This is a genomic window from Micromonospora sp. NPDC005220 (genome assembly GCF_040607895.1).
In the GTDB taxonomy this organism is placed as follows: domain Bacteria; phylum Actinomycetota; class Actinomycetes; order Mycobacteriales; family Micromonosporaceae; genus Micromonospora.
Genome location: NZ_JBEXHP010000058.1, coordinates 1 through 18,417, shown reverse-complemented (window position 1 = coordinate 18,417; position 18,417 = coordinate 1). Strand labels below are relative to the sequence as shown.

The window sequence follows — 18,417 nt, the reverse complement described above, 5'->3', positions numbered from 1 at the left end:
CCGTGTTGTTGGGGCTGGTGGTCAGCAGCCCAGGTCGACGCCGCGCGCCCGCATGAACGGGGCCGGGTCGATCTGGTTCCACATGCCCTGGTGCACCTCGAAGTGCAGGTGCGGGCCGGTGGCGTCGCCGGTGGCGCCCTCGTAGCCGATGACCTGGCCGGCCTTGACCTTCTGGCCGACCGTCACCGCGATCCGGCTCTGGTGGGCGTAGTGGGTCAGGTATCCGTTCCCGTGGTCGATGAAGACGGAGTTGCCGTACCCGTCGGAGGCGTCGCCGGCCTGGGTCACGGTGCCGGCCGCCGCGGCGCGGATCGGCGTGCCGGAGGGCAGCGCCAGGTCGATACCGGCGTGCAGGGTGCCCCAGCGTTGCCCGTAGCAGGACGTGACGGCTGCTCCCGGCATCGGGTCGACCCAGGCGGGTGTGGGCTTGGTGGTCTTCTTCGGCTTCGGCTTGGCCTTCGCGACCGCCGTCCTGGTGGGGGGCGGGCTGGCGCTGACCGCAGACGGACTCGGCGTCGGGCTGAGCGAGGGGGCGGCCGGGGTGCTCGACTCACGGACCGAGCGGTCGGCCCGGCTCGCGGCGTCCGCCCGGGACTGGGCGTCGAGGGAGACGGCGGCGGGTGCCGGGCGGTCGGTGCCGCTGGTGGCGACGGCGACACCACCGAGGCCGAGGGCTACCAGGGCGGCGGCCCCGAGGACGATGAGGCGGTTCCGCCGGCCGGCGCGCTGCGGCGGCGCGGTCTGGCTGGTGTCCGGGGTGTTCTCGTTCTGGACGGGGCTGTCTTCCTGCACGGCGGACCTTCACAGTCGAGGGGCACTTGACCTCGAAATACTGGTGTCGGGCCGAGGTGGGGCAGGCGTGGGGACCGGATGGGCCGGGGCCGGGCGGTGGGTTCCCTGCCCGGATATGACCCGCTGTGCGGCGCTACGTCCGGAGAAGTGATCATGTTGGTGGGTGGCGTCCGTCACAATCGCCGTTGTGACCCGGGATACATCAGCCGACACCGGGCAACGCAAAACCGCCCGGATCGACAGATCCGGGCGGTCAACGGTCGTTACGCACCGTCACCGGGCGGCTACCTCGCTGTAGATTGCCTCGACTTGCAGCTTGATGTCCACTCCGCGCTCCTGGAGGAACGGCACCGGGTCTTGCGGCTGCCCCTTGACATGGATTTCCAGGTGCAGGTGGGTGCCGTACGCGTGGCCGGTCTGGCCCACGAGGCCGAGCTGGTCGCCCGCCTTGACCTGCTGACCTTCCTTGACGCTCACCGCGGAGGAGTGGCCGTAGATGGCCTCGCTGCCGTCGGCGTGCTGGACGATCACCGCGTTGCCGTACCCGCCGAACCAGCCGGCCTTGGTGACCAACCCGTCGTGGATCGCCACGTAGGGCGTGCCCTCGGCGGCGACCAGGTCCACGCCGGTGTGCATCTTGCCCCAGCGCACCCCGTACGGGGAGTTGAAGTCGTAGCCCTGCAGCGGCAGCAGCCAGACCTCGGGCTCGGCGCTGTCCTTGCTGCGGCTGTCCCGGGAGGCGCGGTCGGCGTTCTCCGAACGGGCCGCGGCGTCCTGGCTGGTGACCGACGCCTGCTTGAGCTCGTCGAGGACCGATGGGCTGACGTCCTTGGCGTCCGGCAGGGCGCTCGCGCCGAGGGCCACGATGCCGGCACCCACGAACGCGGTGGTGACGACAGCGGCGTAACGGCTGCGGGGTGGGGTGGGCACGCGGCGGCGACCGCGATATCGATCGGGCTCAGACGACAGGCGCTGGCGCACGCACACCCTCCGTTGTCGGGGTTCCGAAGCGGCCGGTGGGCGCCCCCTGGAGCTCCAGTGGAACGTCCGCTGACCGCGTCGTCACCCGTCCATGGACCTGATGACAACCGTGGACACGTTAGCCATTCGCCAGGCGAGTCACAAGCTAGAGCGGAAAATTGGCGTGTCGATCTGTCCGTTTGCGTCCATGATTGTCATGCATCGTGACGCCGAACGGTGCCCCCGTCGCTGCCCGTTCGTCGCCGAGCGTGACCGTTCCGGCGGACTCGTCCGGCTTGACTCCGGACAGCGCCGGGATGCTTGGTCGGCGGCCGGTCCGGCGGGCCGGTGGACGGCCGGTGACCGAGCCCGGATTTCCCGGGCCGGGTCCGCCGGGTTACCGTTCGTTAAAGTGAAGGCGGTCAAGCCGGTGAAAGGTGTGCGCTGATGAGCTCTCGTGTTCGGGTCGTCGTCGCCAAGCCCGGCCTGGACGGCCACGACCGGGGCGCGAAGGTCGTCGCGCGCGCCCTGCGGGATGCCGGGATGGAGGTCGTCTACACCGGCCTGCACCAGACCCCCGAGCAGATCGTGGAGACCGCCATCCAGGAGGACGCCGACGCGGTCGGCCTGTCCGTTCTCTCCGGCGCGCACATGACGCTCTTCCGCCGGGTGCTGGAACTGCTCGGTGAGCGGGACGCCCGCGACATTGTCGTGTTCGGCGGCGGCATCATTCCGAACGGCGACATTCCCGAGTTGGAGAAGCTGGGCGTCGCGAAGATCTTCACGCCGGGCGCCACCACCCAGGCGATTGTCGAGTGGGTCCGACAGAACGTGGCCCAGCCGGTTTCCTGAGGCCCGCCGCGGCGTCTGCTGCGGCGAAAAAGGATTTGGGCACGGGGGAGGGGCCGGACGCACCCCTCACACGTCCGGCCCCTCTATGCACGATGCCCCGCCGCCACCCCTCGACCGACAGGGCATCGGCCGTCTCCCGTCATCGCGCTGTGCAGCGGTCCGACACCTGACTCAACGACGCCCCCACGGCGGGGTTACGCAGGTCGGACAACATCGCCCGGACGGTGGATGCCACCCGAGTCGTGGCCGGAAACCGGCCACACCTGATGTCCGGTTGTGCATTACCGCACACCGCGCACCCGCTCGGTTGCCGGTGGTGCCGACCTCGCTAGGCTGCGGCCAATGGCCTGTTTCAACTGATGACAGGCGTCAAACTGTTTTCTGAACGCTGGTGGCGGCGCGACGGCGCGCCGCGGAGACGGGACGGGACGCGCAATCGTGGACCTGTACGAGTACCAGGGGCGGGACCTGTTCGAGCGGCACGGCTTGCCCGTGCTGGCCGGCGGCGTCGCCACTACCCCGGAAGAGGCCCGCGCGATCGCCGAACGCCTCGGCGGTCGTGTGGTCGTCAAGGCGCAGGTAAAGGTCGGCGGCCGAGGTAAGGCCGGCGGCGTCAAGCTGGCCGAGGGCCCGGATGAGGCGGTGGCTCGGGCCACCGACATCCTCGGCATGGACATCAAGGGTCACACCGTCCACAAGGTCATGATCACCGTGACCGCGGACGTGGCCGAGGAGTACTACTTCTCCTACCTGCTCGACCGGGCGAACCGCACCTTCCTCTGCATCGCCAGCGTCGCCGGCGGCATGGACATCGAGCAGGTCGCCGCCGAGACCCCCGACAAGGTCGTGAAGGCCCCGATCGACGCCGTGAAGGGCGTGGACGAGGCCAAGGCCCGCGAGATCGTGACCGCTGCCGGCTTCCCGGCCGAGGTCGCCGACCAGGTGGTCGAGATCGCGGTGGGCCTGTGGCAGGCGTTCGTCGCCGAGGACGCCACCCTGGTCGAGGTCAACCCGCTCGCCAAGAACGGCGACGGCCGGATGCTGCTGCTCGACGCCAAGATCAGCCTGGACGAGAACGCGGCGTTCCGGCACCCGGACCACGAGGCCCTGGTCGACCAGGCCGCGGTGGACCCGCTGGAGCAGGCCGCCAAGGCCAAGGACCTCAACTACGTCAAGCTCGACGGCGAGGTCGGCATCATCGGCAACGGCGCGGGTCTGGTCATGTCGACCCTCGACGTGGTCGCGTACGCCGGTGAGCGGCACGGCAACGTCAAGCCGGCCAACTTCCTCGACATCGGCGGCGGCGCCAGCGCCGCGGTGATGGCGAACGGGCTGGAGATCGTGCTCTCCGACCCGGCCGTGAAGAGCGTCTTCGTCAACGTCTTCGGTGGCATCACCGCCTGCGACGAGGTCGCCAACGGCATCATCCAGGCGCTGGCCCTGCTGGAGCAGCGCGGCGAGCAGGTCACCAAGCCGCTCGTCGTCCGTCTCGACGGCAACAACGCCGAGGCTGGCCGGGCGATCCTGGACAGCGCGAACAACCCGCTCGTGCAGCGGGTGGACACCATGGACGGTGCGGCCGAGCGGGCCGCCGAGCTGGCAGCTGCGGGGGTCTGATCATGGCTATCTGGCTGACCAAGGACTCGAAGGTCATCGTCCAGGGGATGACCGGTTCCGAAGGTTCCAAGCACACCCGGCGGATGCTGGCCGCCGGCACCAACGTGGTGGGCGGCGTCAACCCGCGCAAGGCGGGCCAGAAGGTCGACTTCGACGGCACCGAGCTGCCGGTCTTCGCGTCCGTCGCGGACGCGATGGCCGAGACCGGGGCCGACGTCACGGTCATCTTCGTGCCGCCGCAGTTCACCAAGGCCGCCGTGGTCGAGGCGATCGACGCCGCGATCGGCCTGGCCGTGGTGATCACCGAGGGCGTCCCGGTACACGACACCGCGTCGTTCTGGGCGTACAACGTGGCGCAGGGCGAGCGGACCCGGATCATCGGGCCGAACTGCCCGGGCATCGCCTCGCCGGGCGCGTCCAACGCCGGCATCATCCCGGCCGACATCACCGGCTCCGGTCGGATCGGCCTGGTCAGCAAGAGCGGCACGCTGACCTACCAGATGATGTACGAGCTGCGGGACATCGGTTTCTCCACCTGCGTCGGCATCGGCGGTGACCCGATCATCGGGACCACCCACATCGACGCCCTCGCGGCGTTCGAGGCCGACCCGGAGACCGACGCCATCGTGATGATCGGTGAGATCGGTGGCGACGCCGAGGAGCGGGCCGCCGAGTTCATCAAGGCCAACGTCACCAAGCCGGTGGTCGGCTACATCGCCGGCTTCACCGCTCCGCCCGGCAAGACCATGGGTCACGCCGGGGCGATCATCTCCGGCTCGGCCGGTACCGCCGAGGCGAAGCAGGCGGCACTCGAGGCCGTCGGCGTCAAGGTCGGCAAGACGCCGACCGAGACCGCGAAGCTGATGCGGGAGATCATGTCCGGCAGCTGAGCCGGTCAGGCAACACGAAGGGGGTCGACCGGTTGCGGTCGACCCCCTTCGGCGTACGCACGCTCTGCGCTTGTCAGCCGTTGTTCCAGAACGGGTAGTTGCCGGTCGCGCGAAGGATCGCCCCGCCGATGATGTTGATCACGCCGAACACGATGGCGAGGTAACCGAGCACCGGCGACTGGCCGTACCGCCTGGCGTCGCGGATGGACAGGTAGCCGAAGACGATGCCGAGGATGCCGCAGCAGATCAGCCCCAACACGATGCCCAGCACGCCCCAGAGGGTGGTGCGGTCGCGTCCCCGGGCCGGTGGTGGTGGGGGAGGCGGGTATGGCGTCGTCACAAACTTCCTCCAAGCGGTCATGGACACGGGCCGGCCCGGACCGCGACCGGTGGGCCCGCCCGGGTGGCGGCGACCCGCGCCTCCTCTGCGCCGAGGCTAGACCGGCGCGGGTGGGCAGGACGCCGGTTCGGTGAACTCGCCGTACTCAGGAGGGGTTAACGGACTGCCACCGCCCGCGCGACGTGCCAGAGTAGAGCGGATGTCCCCCGTCACCCCTGACCGTCCCAGCCGTCGCGGCGGTGTGAGCGCCGACGACCGGCCGGTCGACCGTGCCGCACCGGCCCGGCGGGTGCCCGCGCCCCGCGCGGGTGGGTCGCCGCGTGGGCGTGCGCCGTTGCCCGTCGCCGCCGGGGTGGCCGCCTGCTGGGCCGCCCTCACCTCGTACCTGCCGGTCGCCATTGTGCTCGGCCTGGTGCAGCTCGGCGCGGACTCCACCACAGTGACCGGCACCCTGCACACCGCGCTGGCCGGCTGGCTGCTCGGGCACGGCGTGCCACTGCACACCGAGTCCGGTCCGCTCGGGCTCGCCCCGCTCGCGCTGACCGTGCTCGCGCTCTGGCGGCTGACCCGCGCCGGGGTGCACGTCAGCCGCGCGATCGGTGCCCGCGACACCCGCTCACCGCGCCGGGCGCTGCTCGCCGCGGGCGCGGTCGGCATCGCGTACGCGCTGCTCGGTGCACTCACGGCGGTGCTGGTCGGCATCGGCGGGCCGGACGTCTCCCTGATCCGGGCGGGCGTCACGTTCGCGGTGGTCGGCACCCTCGCCGCGCTGGTCGGCGCGGTCCGGATCACCGCCGTGACCCGGCTGCTCGTCGCCCGGATGCCGGGCCCGGTACGCGACGGCGTTCGCACCGGTCTGGTGGCCGGGCTGCTGCTGCTCGGCGCGGGCGCGGGCGCGGCCGGCCTGGCGGTGGCCACCGGCGGCGGGGACGCGGCCGACATGATCGGGGCGTACCGGACCGGGGTCGCCGGGCAGGCCGGCGTCACCCTGGTCAGCGTCGCGTACGCGCCCAACGCGGCGGTCTGGTCGACGAGTTACCTGCTCGGGCCGGGCTTCGCGGTCGGGACCGACACCGCGGTCCGCACCAGCGAGGTGTCGGTCGGCGCGCTGCCGGCCGTGCCGCTGCTCGCTGGCCTGCCGCGCGGCCCGGTGGACGGCTTCGGCGCCCTGCTGCTCGCGGTGCCGGTGCTGGCCGGGATGGTCGCCGGCTGGCTGCTGGCCCGTCGGCTGGCTCGACTCGCCGGGCCGGAGCGGGCCGCGCAGCGCTGGGCCGAGTTGCTGGCGCCGGCAGCACTGGCCGGGCCGGTGGCCGGCTTGGTGCTCGGTGCGGCCGCTGCGGTCTCCGGTGGGCCGCTCGGCGCCGGTCGACTGGCCCAGGTCGGGCCGGTGGGTTGGCAGGTCGCGGTGGTGGCGGCCGGTGTCATCGCGGTCGGCGCGCTGCTCGGCGCCGCGGCCACCCGGGCGCTGACCCGCGGGCCCGCGCAGTAGACGAGCGCGGGGCGCCCCGGACGGAATCCGGAACGCCCCGTAGCTGCTCGAGTCGTCAGGGCTGGGTCGGCAGGCCGACATTCAGCGCGACGCTCAGGATGACCGAGATGATGCCCAGCCCGACGCCGACCGCACCGCAGATCAGACCGGCCTTGGCCTGGCCGGCGTTGTTGGCCTGACCCTGGGCCACCTTCTGCTTGGCGAGATAGCCGGTCACGATGCCGGCGATGCCGACCGGGATGCCCAGGTACAGGCAGCAGACCAGCGGGATCGACGCGATACCGAGGATCATCGACACCAGGCCGAGGGTGTTGTTCTGCCCCTGCGCCTGCGGGTACCCGGCGTTCGGGTAGGTCGGGCCGGCGCCGTACGGGGGCTGCTGCTGGGCGTACGGGTCCTGGTACGGCGGCTGCTGCCCGTACGGCTGCCCCGAGCTGGGCTGCTGACCGTACGGGGCCTGCGGCGCGGCGTACGGGTCGTGCGGCTGCTGACCGTACGGCTGGCCGGAGGTGGGCTGCTGACCGTACGGGGCCTGCGGCGGCTGGGGGGCGGTCGGGTCCTGGTTGGGCTGCTGGCCGTACGGGTCCTGACCGGGGTTACCGGGCTGCATTCGAGAAGCTCCTTGGACTGGTTCCGTCAGTTGGTGCTCTTTGTTTCCATCCATGATCGCGGTCAGTCCTCCCAATGCCCAGTACAGCAACAGGACGACATGCCTCCCGAAGCGGGCAAATGCGCCCTTGTTGGCCGCTTCGTCTGCCGGATCAGGGCGGCGTGTGGGCCGGTGCGGCGTTCGGACCGAGCGAGCGGCAGCGTACCGGGTCGACGCACGTCGGCACCGTCGATGATCGGCGCGCCGCCCAGCCGAAGGGCGTCCCTGACCTGCCCGATAGGGTGGCCCGGTGACCGAGCCCGCGCGTGTCGCCCGCATCGTCGTCCTCATCTCCGGCTCCGGGAGCAACCTTCAGTCGTTGCTGGATGCCGCCGCCGACCCCGTGTACGGCGCGCAGGTCGTCGCGGTCGGCGCGGACCGCGACGGCATCGCGGGCCTGGACCGGGCCGAAGCGGCCGGGGTGCCGACCTTCGTCGAGCGGGTCCGCGACCACGGCACCCGGGAGGCGTGGGACCGCGCGCTCGCCGCGCACGTCGCGAAGCACCAACCCGACCTGGTCATCTCCGCCGGTTTCCTCAAGCTGGTCGGTCCGCACTTCCTCGCCGCCTTCGGCGACCGCTACCTGAACACCCACAACACGCTGCTGCCGGCGTTCCCCGGCATCCACGGCCCGCGTGACGCCCTCGCCTACGGCGTGAAGCTCACCGGAGCCACCCTCTTCTTCGTCGACGCCGGCATGGACACCGGGCCGATCGTCGCGCAGGTCGCGGTGCCGGTGCTGGACGACGACGACGTGGACACGCTCACCGAGCGCATCAAGGAAGCCGAGCGGCGCCAGCTCGTCGAGCAGGTCGGTCGCCTGGTCCGCGAAGGCTGGACCATCACCGGAAGGAAGGTCACGGTTCCGTGAGTCCCACTCAGGACGGACGTCGCCCGATCAGGCGGGCGCTGGTCAGCGTCTACGACAAGACCGGGCTGGTCGAGCTGGCTCAGGCCCTGCACGCGGCCGGCGTGGAGATCGTTTCCACCGGCAGCACGGCGGGCACCATCGCCGCCGCCGGGGTGCCGGTGACGCCTGTGGAGACGGTGACCGGGTTCCCCGAGGTGCTCGACGGCCGGGTGAAGACCCTGCACCCGAAGGTGCACGCGGGTCTCCTCGCGGACCTGCGGAAGGACACGCACGTCGCGCAGCTCGACGAGCTGGGTGTGGCGGCGTTCGACCTGCTGGTCTCCAACCTCTACCCCTTCCAGGCGACAGTCGCCTCCGGCGCCGGCGTCGAGGAGTGCGTGGAGCAGATCGACATCGGTGGCCCGGCCATGGTGCGGGCCGCCGCCAAGAACCACGCCTCGGTCGCCGTACTCACCGACCCGGCCGGTTACCCGGCGCTGATCGGCGCGCTCAGCGAGGGTGGCTTCACACTGGCCCAGCGTCGCGCGCTGGCCGCTCGCGCGTTCGCCGACATCGCCGAGTACGACGTCGCGGTGGCCCAGTGGTGCGCCCGGGAGCTGGCACTCGCCGACGACTCGTGGCCGCAGTTCGCGGGGCTGGCGCTGCGCAAGTCGACCGCGCTGCGCTACGGCGAGAACCCGCACCAGCCCGCCGCGCTCTACACCGACCCGGACGCCCCGGCGGGGCTGGCCCAGGCCGAGCAGCTGCACGGCAAGGAGATGTCGTACAACAACTACGTCGACGCCGACGCCGCCTGGCGGGCCGCGAACGACTTCGCCGACCAGCCGGCGGTGGCGATCATCAAGCACGCCAACCCGTGCGGCATCGCGGTCGGCGCGGACGTCGCCGAGGCGCACCGCCTGGCGCACGCCTGTGACCCGGTGTCGGCGTTCGGCGGCGTCATCGCGGTCAACCGGCCGGTCTCGGTCGAGCTGGCCCGGCAGGTCGCCGAGATCTTCACCGAGGTGGTGGTCGCCCCCGGCTTCGACGAGGACGCGGTCGAGGTGTTGCAGGGCAAGAAGAACATCCGGCTGTTGCGGGCACCGGCCTGGACGCCGGCGCTGGTGGAGTTGCGGCAGGTGACCGGGGGCGTGCTGGCCCAGGTCGCCGACCGGGTGAACGCCCCCGGCGACGACCCGGCCAACTGGCAGTTGGTGACCGGCGAGGCCGCCGACGAGGAGCTGCTGCGCGACCTCGCGTTCGCCTGGCGGGCGGTCCGCGCGGTGAAGAGCAACGCGATCCTGCTCGCCAAGGACGGCGCCACCGTCGGCGTCGGCATGGGTCAGGTCAACCGGGTCGACTCGGCGCAGCTCGCGGTCGCCCGCGCCGGTGCCGACCGGGCCCGCGGCTCGGTCGCCGCCTCGGACGCGTTCTTCCCGTTCGCCGACGGCCCGCAGATCCTCATCGACGCGGGCGTCCGCGCCATCGTCCAGCCCGGCGGCTCCATCCGCGACGAAGAGGTAATCGAAGCCGCCAAAAAGGCAAACGTAACGATGTACCTAACGGGAACCCGCCACTTCTTCCACTGACCCCCGCCTGCACCGCGTCGATCATGAAGTTATTGCCCTGACACGCCGACGTGCAGGGCAATAACTTCATGATCAACGGCCCAGGCCGGTGCGGTCAGGCCGGGGTGGTGGGGCGTAGCTCGGCGAAGTGGCAGGCGGAGGGGTGCGGGTCCGCAGCGCGGGGGACCGTTGCGGGGTCCTCGACCGCGCAGATGTCCTGGGCCTTCCAGCAGCGGGTCCGGAAGTGGCACCCGCTCGGCGGGTCGGCCGGGCTGGGCACGTCGCCGACCAGCCGGATCATGTTGCGCTGGTCGCGGGCCTCCGGGTCCGGCACCGGCACGGCGGAGAGCAGCGCCTGGGTGTACGGGTGGGTGGCCCGCTCGTAGATCTCGTCCTCGGTGCCGATCTCGACGATCCGGCCGAGGTACATCACCGCCACGCGGTCGGCGATGTGCCGCACCACGGACAGGTCGTGCGCGATGAAGATGTACGAGAGCCCCAGCTCGCCCTGCAACCGCTTGAGCAGGTTGATCACCTGGGCCTGGATGGAGACGTCCAGCGCCGACACCGGCTCGTCGCAGACGATCACCTCGGGGCGCAGCGCGAGGGCGCGGGCGATGCCGATGCGCTGGCGCTGACCGCCGGAGAACTGGTGCGGGTACCTGTTGATGTGCTCCGGGTTGAGCCCGACCAGGTCCAACAGTTCCTGGACCCGCTTGGCCTTGCTGCCCTTCGGCGCGGCATCCGGGTGGATCTCGAACGGCTCACCGATGATGTCGCCGACGGTCATCCGCGGGTTCAGCGAGGTGTACGGGTCCTGCATCACCATCTGCATGTTGCGGCGCAGCCGGCGCAGCTCGCCCCCGGAAGCCTTGAACAGGTCCCTGCCCTCCAGGGTGGCGCGTCCGGAGGTGGGCGTCTCCAACCGCATCAGCAGCCGGGCCAGGGTGGACTTGCCGCAGCCGGACTCGCCGACCACGCCGAGCGTCTCGCCCCGACGCAGCTCGAAGCTCACCCCGTCGACGGCCTTCACCGCCCCGATCTGCCGCTGGAAGAGCACGCCCTGAGTGATCGGGAAGTGCTTCACCAGGTTGTCGACGGAGAGGATGGTCTCGCCGCGGACCTTGGTGGGGTTAGCGGGCGACGCTGTCATCACGAACCTCCTGCGCGAAGTGGCAAGCGCTGGTCCGGCCGTCGCCGAGGACCAGGTCGTGCGGCACCACGTCCACGCAGACCTGCTGGACGTACGGGCACCGGGGGTGGAACGGGCAGCCGGACGGGATGCGCATCAGGTTCGGCGGCAACCCCTTGATCGTCGACAGTTCCTGGCCGCGGACGTCCAGGCGCGGAATCGATTCCAACAACCCCTTGGTGTACGGGTGGGCGGGCGCCTTGTAGAGCGAGCGGACGTCGGCGTGCTCGACGATCCGGCCGGCGTACATGACCGCGATCCGGTCGGCGACGCCGGCGACCACACCCAGGTCGTGGGTGATCAGGATCATCGCCATGTTGAGTTCCCGGCGCAGGTCGGCCAGCAGGTCCATGATCTGGGCCTGCACTGTCACGTCGAGTGCCGTGGTGGGCTCGTCGGCGATCAGCACCTTCGGATCCAGCGCCAACGCCATGGCGATCATGACGCGCTGCCGCATACCGCCGGAGAACTGGTGCGGGTAGTCGCCGATCCGCTTGGCGGCACCCGGGATCTTGACCAGATCCATCAGTTCGACGGCACGACGTCGAGCGTCGGCCCGGGACATGCCGGCGCGCTGGCGCAGCGTCTCACCGATCTGCCAGCCAACCGGGAAGACCGGGTTGAGGGCGGAGAGCGCGTCCTGGAAGATCATCGCGATCTCCTTGCCGCGTACCTGCCGGCGCTGCTCCTCGGACTGGGTGAGCAGGTCCTGACCCTGGTAGAGGATCTGGCCGGAGCGGACGAACGCGGGCGGGGTGTCCAGGATGCCCATGATCGCCTGGGCGGTGACCGACTTGCCGGAGCCGGATTCGCCGAGCACGGCCAGGGTCTCGCCGGCGTCCAGGTGGTAGGAGACGCCGTTGATCACCCGGGCGACACCCTCGTTGGTACGGAACTCGACGTGCAGGTCCCGCAACTCCAGCAGGTGACCGCCCTCGGGTGTGGCGGAGGCGGGCGTGGGTGGAATGGTCATAGCTGTGCCTGCCTTTCGCTCGCGACTGCGGGGCTCGCTTCGCTCACTCCTCGCGCTCGCATGAGTCACCGCAGCTTCGGGTCGAAGGCGTCACGGATCGCGTCGCCGAGCATGATGAACGCCAGCACGGTCAGCGCCAGGAAGGTCGACGGGACGATCAACGGGGTGGCCGCCTCCCGCATGTGGATCCGGCCGGTGTCGATGTCCTGACCCCACGAGATGGTGGGCGCCCTCAGGCCGATGCCCAGGAAGGAGAGCGTCGCCTCGGCCGCGATGAACGAGCCGAGCGCGATGGTCAGCACGACGATGGCCGGGGCCAGCGAGTTCGGCAGGATGTGCCGCCACATGATCCGGCTGTTGCCGGCGCCGAGCATCCGGGCCGCCGCGACGTAGTCCTGCTCCTTCGCGGTGATCACCGAGGACCGGACCACGCGGGCGGCGGTGGTCCAGCCGAGGAGGGCCAGCACGAAGACGACAGCGCCGATCCGAGCCCACTGGCTGTCGCTGGACACCCGCTTGAGCAGCACGATCGCGGCCAGCAGCAGCGGGATGCCGAGCACCACGTCGATCACCCGGGAGAGCACCGCGTCGACCCAGCGCCCGAAGTAACCGGCCAGCATGCCGATCACCAGCGCGATGATCCCGGTGCCGAGCGCGGCGAGCGCGCCGACCAGCAGCGAGGCCCGGGTGCCGTAGACCGCCCGGGAGTACGTGTCGCAGCCCTGGAAGTCGTACCCGAAGATGGCCCCGCCGGACGGCCCGGCGTGCTGCCGGGAGAGCAGGCAGTCGTTCGGGTTGTTGGCGGTGAACACTCCGGGGAGCAGCGCCATCAGGGTGAAGAGGACGACAAGCGCCAGCGAGATCCAGAAGATCGGGTTGCGGCGCAGGTCGCGCCAGGCGTCCCCGGCCAGGCTGCGCGGCTTCTGCGGGGCACCGACCTGGTTGGGTGTGCCCGGCTCACCCGAGGGGCCACGTCGCGCGGCCTGGTTCTCGGTGGCCGCCACGGTTTCGAAATCACTCATAGCGGATCCTCGGGTCGAGTACGGCGTACAGGACGTCCACCACCAGGTTCGAGACCAGGTAGACCACGACCAGCACGCTGACGATGCCCACCACCAGGGGGCCGTCCTCGGTGCGGATGCCGCGGAAGAGGTTGAAGCCCACGCCGGGGATGTTGAAGACGCCCTCGGTGATGATCGCGCCGCTCATCAGGTTGCCCAGTTCCACACCGAGGAAGGTGACCACCGGGATCAGCGAGTTGCGCAGCACGTGGACGACGACGATGCGGCGCTTGACCAGGCCCTTGGAACGGGCGGTCCGGACGTAGTCCGCGCGCAGGTTCTCCGCCACCGAGGCTCGGGTGAGTCGCAGAGCGGTGGCCAGCGACAGCGAGCCGAGCACGATGCCCGGCAGCAGGAGCGCGTAGAACGTCGGGTTGGAGCCGGCGGTGGGTGGGAAGAGCTGCCACTTGACGCCGAGGAGATACTGCGCCAGCGGCGCCAGCACGATGGTCGGGATGCCCAGCACCAGCAGGGTCAGCACCAGCGTCGAGTTGTCGAAGATGCTGGCCCGGCGGATGCCGGCGAGCACTCCTGCGGTGACCCCGAAGATGATCGCCACAGCGAGCGCGATGAGCGCGAGCTGCACGGTGACCGGCCAGGCCTGCTGGAGGATGTCACCGATGCTCCGACCGGTGAGCGACTCGCCCAGGTTGCCCTGGAGCAGGTTCTTCACGTAGTCGAAGTAGCGGTAGAAGAAGCCGCCGACGCCCGTGGCGTCCAGGTGGTACTTCTCGGTCAGGTACGCCCGTTGGGCTGGCGTCACCGGCCGCTCACCGGCGAGCGCCTGGATCGGGTCGCCCTGCCCGGCGAATGTCAGCGCGTAGACGATCAGGGTGGTCCCGAAGAACGCCAGGACCATCTGCAGTAGGCGCCGCAGGATGTAGCGGAACATGCTTAGCAGTCTCTCCGGAAATGTGCGAAAGGGTCGCAGGACGGCATCTCTGGTCGTACCCGAAATATCCGAGACGCGCCGTCCGGCCCGGGGGAGCCGGCACCACCGACGCCGGGTCCGCTGCTGCGGCCCGGCCCCGGCGGTGCGGTCCGGGCCACCCGGGCATCGTCGCCCAGGTGGCCCGCACCATGGTCAGCTCAGCTGGCTGCTTCGATCTTGATGAGGTTGACCCGCTGGAACAGGTCCATCTCCACGTTCTTGACCTTGGACGAGGTGCCGAACACGTTCTCGCCGAAGCGGAGCGGGATCACCGGCATGTCCTTGGCCAGGATGTCCTCCGCCTGCTGGTACTTGGCGATCGCCTCGTCCTGCGTCTTGGCGGCGGAACCCTCCTTGACCAGCTTGTCGAACTCCGGGTTGCTGTAGCCGTAGTAGTTCGACGAGCCGTTCGTGCTGTACAGCGGGCCGAGGTAGTCCTCCATGGACGGGTAGTCCATGACCCAGCCCAGCCGGAACATGCCCACCGGCTGCTTCTTCTCGACCTTGGTGAGCAGGTCGGCGAACTTCGGCTCGGCCGAGCCGACAACGTCCACGCCCAGGTTGGCCTTCAGCTGGTTGGCTGTCGCGTCGACCCAGTCCTTGTGACCGCCGTCGCCGTTGTAGGAGATGACGATCTTCGACGGTCCGCCGGCGGCCTGGTAGAGCTTCTTGGCCTCGGTCGGGTTGAACTCGCCGGCCTTGCCCGCGGTGTTGTCCCGGTAGCCCGGCAGGACCGGCGAGACGAAGGAGCGCGCCGACTGCTGCGAGCCCTTGAAGACCGACTTGGTGATCTCGTCACGGTCGATCGCCATCGAGATGGCCTTGCGCACGTCCGGGTTGCTGAAGTTCTTGTCGAACGTCGGGAAGGCCAGGAACTGGAACGACGACATTGGGCTGGTCTTGTAGCGGTCGCCCAGGTCGGTCGGCGCGCTGCCGAGGCTCTCGGTCGGGATCGTCGGGAGCACGTCCAGGTTGTCGCCCAGCACGTCCGCGTAGGCCGCGGTGAGCTGCTGGTAGACCCGGAACTCGACGTCCTTCACCTTGGGCTTCTCGCCCGGGTAGGCGTCGTACCGCTCGACGTCGATCTTGCTGTCGTGCTGCCAGGCGCCCTTCATCTTGAACGGGCCCTGACCGATCGGTGCCTGCTCGTAAGAGTCCTTGAGCACACCCGGGGCCGAGAAGGCGGCGTCCGGCAGCGGGTAGAACGCGTTGTAGCCGAGCATCGTCTTGAAGTCGATGTACGGAGCGCTGAGCGTCACCTGGAAGGTCAGGTCGTCGACCTTCTTCAGGCCGGACATCTCCTTGGCCTTCGGCTTGTCGCCCTGCAGGTCCTGGTAGCCGGCGATCTTCTCGAAGAAGTAGCTGCCGCCCTGGCCGTTGGGCGCGTAGGCGCCGTAGTTCCACGCGTTGATGTAGTCATCGGACGTGACCTTCTCACCGTTGTGGAAGGTGTAGCCGTCCTTGAGCTTGATCGTCCAGACCGTGTTGTCGGACGAGGTGATCGACTCTGCGGCGACCTCGTACGGCTTGTTCTGGGCGTCGTAGTCGACGAGCGGGCTGAACAGGCCGGCGAGCACCTGCGACCCGGACGTCTCGGTGGTGTTGGTCGGAACCAGGTGCTGGGGCTCGGCGATCTGAATGCTGACCGCCGAACTGCCGTTGCCGCCGGATCCACCGCTTCCGCCGCTGCCGCAGGCCGCGAGGCCCAGCGTCACCGCGAGCGGGAGGGCGGTCCAGGCAGCGAGTCTACGAACTCGCATTGAGCCTCCTCATCTCCTCACGCTGCGCAGTCAGGCCCGACGCTGGGTTACGCTGCGCAACAAGCGGTAACGGTAGGTCGGCGGCGGCCCTTCGACAACGGCGCGGTTGCGGATGGGTAACGGTCTGGGGTGGCCTCGCTTGCCGAGGGCGGGCGAATCTGCTAATCGAAACCGGGTTTATCGGCGGTGTCCTGCGAATACTTGGACGGCAGGCGAGCCGATTGAGCACCCCTGGGTCGGGTTGACGTCTCCTGGGGTGAGCGTCCGGTCTCTGGTGGTGTCGGCCCGGTCCGTCTGGTTCGGCCGTGATCGAATCCACAGATCGTTACCGAGGGTGACTAGCGACACGTCACAGAAGGTGACTCTGTCAGTGGTGAGCTCAGCTCCCGCCAGCCGCCGGTACCGGCAGGCGGCGGTGTCGGTGGACTCCCCGAGCTGAGGTCGTCTGAACCGCGGGTGGTGGCCGTGAGACGATCTGGTCGTGACGGCGACGCTTCTGGACGGCAAGGCAACCGCAGCGGAGATCAAGGACGAGCTGCGCATACGGGTCAAGGCACTCGCGGAACGCGGCATCACCCCGGGGCTCGGCACTGTCCTGGTCGGGGCGGACCCGGGCAGCCAGGCGTACGTCAACGGCAAGCACCGCGACTGCGCCGAGGTGGGCATCGCCTCGATCCGCCGCGAACTGCCGGCCGACGCCACCCAGCAGCAGGTCGACGACGTGCTGGCCGAGCTGAACGCCGACCCGGCGTGCCACGGCTACATCGTCCAGTTGCCGCTGCCGGCCCACCTCGACACCCAGCGGGTGCTGGAACTGATCGACCCGGACAAGGACGCCGACGGGCTGCACCCGGTCAACCTGGGTCGGCTCGTGCTCGGCTACGACGGCCCGCTGCCGTGCACCCCACGCGGCATCGTCGAGCTGCTCCGCCGACACGACGTGGCGCTGCGCGGTGCCACCGTCGCGGTGGTCGGTCGCGGCAACACCGTCGGCCGCCCGCTCGGCCTGCTGCTCACCCGGCGCAGCGAGAACGCCACTGTCACCCTCTGCCACACCGGCACCCTGGATCTCGCCTCGCACACCCGTGCCGCCGACATCGTCATCGTCGCGGCCGGCGTACCGGGTCTGCTCACCGCCGACATGATCAACCCCGGCGCGGTGGTGGTGGATGTCGGCATCACCCGCGTGATCGGCGCGGACGGCAAGGGCCGCTACACCGGCGACGTGGACCCGGAGGTGGCCGAGACGGCCGGCGCGCTGGTCCCGATGCCCGGCGGCGTGGGCCCGATGACCCGGGCCATGCTGCTCAGCAACGTGGTGGAGCGCGCCGAGCGCGGCTGACCCGTAGCTCTTCAGCGCCCGACCCGGACGGCGGTGACGTTCGCCCCATCCTGGCGATGCCCGCCGCCCCTGGCCTGATCGGTGCCAGGATGACTGATACGGTCCGGAAAACCGACTGGTATCAGGGAGTGGGACGACCATGGGTAAGAAGGTCACTGTCGTCGGGGCTGGCTTCTACGGCTCCACCACCGCACAGCGCCTGGCCGAGTACGACGTCTTCGACACCGTTGTGATCACCGACATCGTGGAGGGCAAGCCCGCGGGCCTCGCGCTCGACCTCAACCAGTCCCGGGCCATCGAGGGCTTCGAGACCAAGGTGGTCGGCGTGACCACCGGCCCCAACGGTGAGGGCTACGAGGGCATCGAGGGCTCCGACGTCGTCGTGATCACCGCTGGTCTGCCGCGGAAGCCCGGCATGAGCCGGATGGACCTGCTGGAGACCAACGCCAAGATCGTCCGTCAGGTCGCTGAGAACGTCGCCAAGTACGCCCCGAACGCCGTCGTCATCGTGGTCTCCAACCCACTCGACGAGATGACCGCGCTGGCCCAGCTCGCCACCCAGTTCCCGAAGAACCGGGTGCTCGGCCAGGCCGGCATGCTCGACACCGCCCGGTTCAGCAACTTCGTCGCCGAGGCGCTGGCCGTGCCGGTGGCCTCGGTACGCACGCTGACCCTGGGCTCGCACGGCGACACCATGGTCCCGGTGCCGTCGAGGAGCACCGTCAACGGCACGCCGCTGCGTGACGTGATGCCGGCCGAGCAGATCGAGGAGCTGGTCGTCAAGACCCGCAACGGTGGCGCCGAGGTGGTCGCGCTGCTCAAGACCGGTTCGGCCTACTACGCCCCGTCCGCCGCCGCGGCCCGGATGGCGAAGGCCGTCGCGGAGGACTCCGGCGAGGTCATGCCGGTCTGCGCCTGGGTCGACGGCGAGTACGGCATCTCCGGTGTCTACCTGGGTGTCGAGGCCGAGATCGGCGCCGAGGGCGTCAAGCGGATCGTCGAGACCGACCTGGACGCCGACGAGCTTGCCAGTCTCCTCGCGGCCGCCGAGGCCGTCCGCGCCAAGCAGGGCGACATCTCCAACATGTAGTTCTCCGAACCACCGCACCACCGAAGGGGGGGGCGGCCCCGCCGGCGGGCGCCATGACGCC

General features: G+C 70.1%; 17 protein-coding genes. 8 read left to right on the top strand and 9 right to left on the bottom strand.

Features of this window, described 5'->3' with window-relative positions:
- Positions 1-21: 21 nt before the first annotated feature.
- Both ABZU52_RS20790 and ABZU52_RS20785 read right to left on the bottom strand, forming a co-directional pair.
- Positions 22-792, bottom strand: a complete 771-nt coding sequence (locus tag ABZU52_RS20790; protein ID WP_354972643.1) for a M23 family metallopeptidase — start codon at positions 790-792, stop codon at positions 22-24.
- A gap of 273 nt (positions 793-1,065) precedes the next feature.
- On the bottom strand, positions 1,066-1,773 hold the full coding sequence (locus ABZU52_RS20785; RefSeq protein ID WP_354972642.1) for a M23 family metallopeptidase: 708 nt from the start codon (positions 1,771-1,773) through the stop codon (positions 1,066-1,068).
- A 426-nt stretch (positions 1,774-2,199) separates the two neighbouring features.
- Between ABZU52_RS20785 and ABZU52_RS20780 the strand changes: the two genes are divergently transcribed.
- The 3 genes from ABZU52_RS20780 to sucD all read left to right on the top strand — a co-directional run bounded on the left by ABZU52_RS20780 (position 2,200) and on the right by sucD (position 5,111).
- On the top strand, positions 2,200-2,604 hold the full coding sequence (locus ABZU52_RS20780; protein ID WP_354972641.1) for a cobalamin B12-binding domain-containing protein: 405 nt from the start codon (positions 2,200-2,202) through the stop codon (positions 2,602-2,604).
- A 438-nt stretch (positions 2,605-3,042) separates the two neighbouring features.
- Positions 3,043-4,221: an ADP-forming succinate--CoA ligase subunit beta gene (gene sucC, locus ABZU52_RS20775; RefSeq protein WP_091406357.1), complete on the top strand. Its 1,179-nt coding sequence runs from the start codon at positions 3,043-3,045 to the stop codon at positions 4,219-4,221.
- A gap of 2 nt (positions 4,222-4,223) precedes the next feature.
- Positions 4,224-5,111, top strand: coding sequence for a succinate--CoA ligase subunit alpha (gene sucD / locus ABZU52_RS20770; protein WP_354972640.1), 888 nt, complete (start codon positions 4,224-4,226; stop codon positions 5,109-5,111).
- Positions 5,112-5,184: 73 nt separating this feature from the next.
- Here sucD and ABZU52_RS20765 read toward each other — a convergent pair whose 3' ends face one another.
- A complete protein-coding gene (locus ABZU52_RS20765) occupies positions 5,185-5,451 on the bottom strand; it encodes a DUF4190 domain-containing protein (protein WP_354972639.1) in 267 nt (88 codons plus the stop codon).
- Between the two features lie 199 nt (positions 5,452-5,650).
- Between ABZU52_RS20765 and ABZU52_RS20760 the strand changes: the two genes are divergently transcribed.
- Positions 5,651-6,940, top strand: a complete 1,290-nt coding sequence (locus ABZU52_RS20760) for a DUF6350 family protein (protein ID WP_354972638.1) — start codon at positions 5,651-5,653, stop codon at positions 6,938-6,940.
- 55 nt (positions 6,941-6,995) lie between these two features.
- On the opposite strand, the gene ABZU52_RS20755 is transcribed toward ABZU52_RS20760, so the two are convergent.
- Complete coding sequence (locus tag ABZU52_RS20755) at positions 6,996-7,550, bottom strand: DUF4190 domain-containing protein (protein WP_354972637.1); 555 nt, start codon at positions 7,548-7,550, stop codon at positions 6,996-6,998.
- Between the two features lie 289 nt (positions 7,551-7,839).
- Between ABZU52_RS20755 and purN the strand changes: the two genes are divergently transcribed.
- Both purN and purH read left to right on the top strand, forming a co-directional pair.
- Positions 7,840-8,460, top strand: coding sequence for a phosphoribosylglycinamide formyltransferase (purN, locus tag ABZU52_RS20750; protein ID WP_354972636.1), 621 nt, complete (start codon positions 7,840-7,842; stop codon positions 8,458-8,460).
- Positions 8,457-10,028 carry a bifunctional phosphoribosylaminoimidazolecarboxamide formyltransferase/IMP cyclohydrolase gene (gene purH, locus ABZU52_RS20745; RefSeq protein ID WP_354972635.1) on the top strand — a complete coding sequence of 524 codons (1,572 nt, stop codon included), beginning with the start codon at positions 8,457-8,459 and terminating at the stop codon, positions 10,026-10,028. Before purN ends, purH begins: the two co-directional genes overlap by 4 nt.
- A gap of 94 nt (positions 10,029-10,122) precedes the next feature.
- Here purH and ABZU52_RS20740 read toward each other — a convergent pair whose 3' ends face one another.
- The 5 genes from ABZU52_RS20740 to ABZU52_RS20720 all read right to left on the bottom strand — a co-directional run bounded on the left by ABZU52_RS20740 (position 10,123) and on the right by ABZU52_RS20720 (position 15,924).
- Positions 10,123-11,160, bottom strand: coding sequence for a dipeptide ABC transporter ATP-binding protein (locus ABZU52_RS20740; protein ID WP_354972634.1), 1,038 nt, complete (start codon positions 11,158-11,160; stop codon positions 10,123-10,125).
- A complete protein-coding gene (locus ABZU52_RS20735) occupies positions 11,141-12,172 on the bottom strand; it encodes an ABC transporter ATP-binding protein (RefSeq protein WP_354972633.1) in 1,032 nt (343 codons plus the stop codon). Before ABZU52_RS20735 ends, ABZU52_RS20740 begins: the two co-directional genes overlap by 20 nt.
- 65 nt (positions 12,173-12,237) lie before the next feature.
- Positions 12,238-13,194: an ABC transporter permease gene (locus ABZU52_RS20730; protein WP_354972632.1), complete on the bottom strand. Its 957-nt coding sequence runs from the start codon at positions 13,192-13,194 to the stop codon at positions 12,238-12,240.
- The gene (locus ABZU52_RS20725) at positions 13,187-14,125 is read right to left on the bottom strand and encodes an ABC transporter permease (protein ID WP_354972631.1); all 939 of its coding nucleotides are present in this window, start codon (positions 14,123-14,125) and stop codon (positions 13,187-13,189) included. Before ABZU52_RS20725 ends, ABZU52_RS20730 begins: the two co-directional genes overlap by 8 nt.
- Positions 14,126-14,322: 197 nt before the next feature.
- Positions 14,323-15,924 (bottom strand): ABC transporter substrate-binding protein, encoded by a 1,602-nt coding sequence (locus tag ABZU52_RS20720; protein ID WP_354972630.1) that lies wholly within the window; start codon positions 15,922-15,924, stop codon positions 14,323-14,325.
- Between the two features lie 481 nt (positions 15,925-16,405).
- Here ABZU52_RS20720 and ABZU52_RS20715 point away from each other — a divergent pair, with 481 nt between their 5' ends.
- On the top strand, positions 16,406-17,266 hold the full coding sequence (locus ABZU52_RS20715) for a bifunctional methylenetetrahydrofolate dehydrogenase/methenyltetrahydrofolate cyclohydrolase (RefSeq protein ID WP_354972629.1): 861 nt from the start codon (positions 16,406-16,408) through the stop codon (positions 17,264-17,266).
- 139 nt (positions 17,267-17,405) lie between these two features.
- The gene (locus ABZU52_RS20710) at positions 17,406-18,356 is read left to right on the top strand and encodes a malate dehydrogenase (RefSeq protein ID WP_354972628.1); all 951 of its coding nucleotides are present in this window, start codon (positions 17,406-17,408) and stop codon (positions 18,354-18,356) included.
- The last annotated feature ends 61 nt before the right edge of the window (positions 18,357-18,417 follow it).

Coding starts and splice junctions, on each gene's coding strand:
- ABZU52_RS20780 (WP_354972641.1), top strand. CDS start 2,200: ATGAGCTCTCGTGTTCGGGTCGTCGTCGCCAAGCCCGGCCTGGACGGC.
- sucD (WP_354972640.1), top strand. CDS start 4,224: ATGGCTATCTGGCTGACCAAGGACTCGAAGGTCATCGTCCAGGGGATG.
- ABZU52_RS20735 (WP_354972633.1), bottom strand. CDS start 12,172: ATGACCATTCCACCCACGCCCGCCTCCGCCACACCCGAGGGCGGTCAC.
- ABZU52_RS20710 (WP_354972628.1), top strand. CDS start 17,406: ATGGGTAAGAAGGTCACTGTCGTCGGGGCTGGCTTCTACGGCTCCACC.
- ABZU52_RS20760 (WP_354972638.1), top strand. CDS start 5,651: ATGTCCCCCGTCACCCCTGACCGTCCCAGCCGTCGCGGCGGTGTGAGC.
- ABZU52_RS20740 (WP_354972634.1), bottom strand. CDS start 11,160: ATGACAGCGTCGCCCGCTAACCCCACCAAGGTCCGCGGCGAGACCATC.
- ABZU52_RS20730 (WP_354972632.1), bottom strand. CDS start 13,194: ATGAGTGATTTCGAAACCGTGGCGGCCACCGAGAACCAGGCCGCGCGA.
- ABZU52_RS20755 (WP_354972637.1), bottom strand. CDS start 7,550: ATGCAGCCCGGTAACCCCGGTCAGGACCCGTACGGCCAGCAGCCCAAC.
- ABZU52_RS20725 (WP_354972631.1), bottom strand. CDS start 14,125: ATGTTCCGCTACATCCTGCGGCGCCTACTGCAGATGGTCCTGGCGTTC.
- ABZU52_RS20720 (WP_354972630.1), bottom strand. CDS start 15,924: ATGCGAGTTCGTAGACTCGCTGCCTGGACCGCCCTCCCGCTCGCGGTG.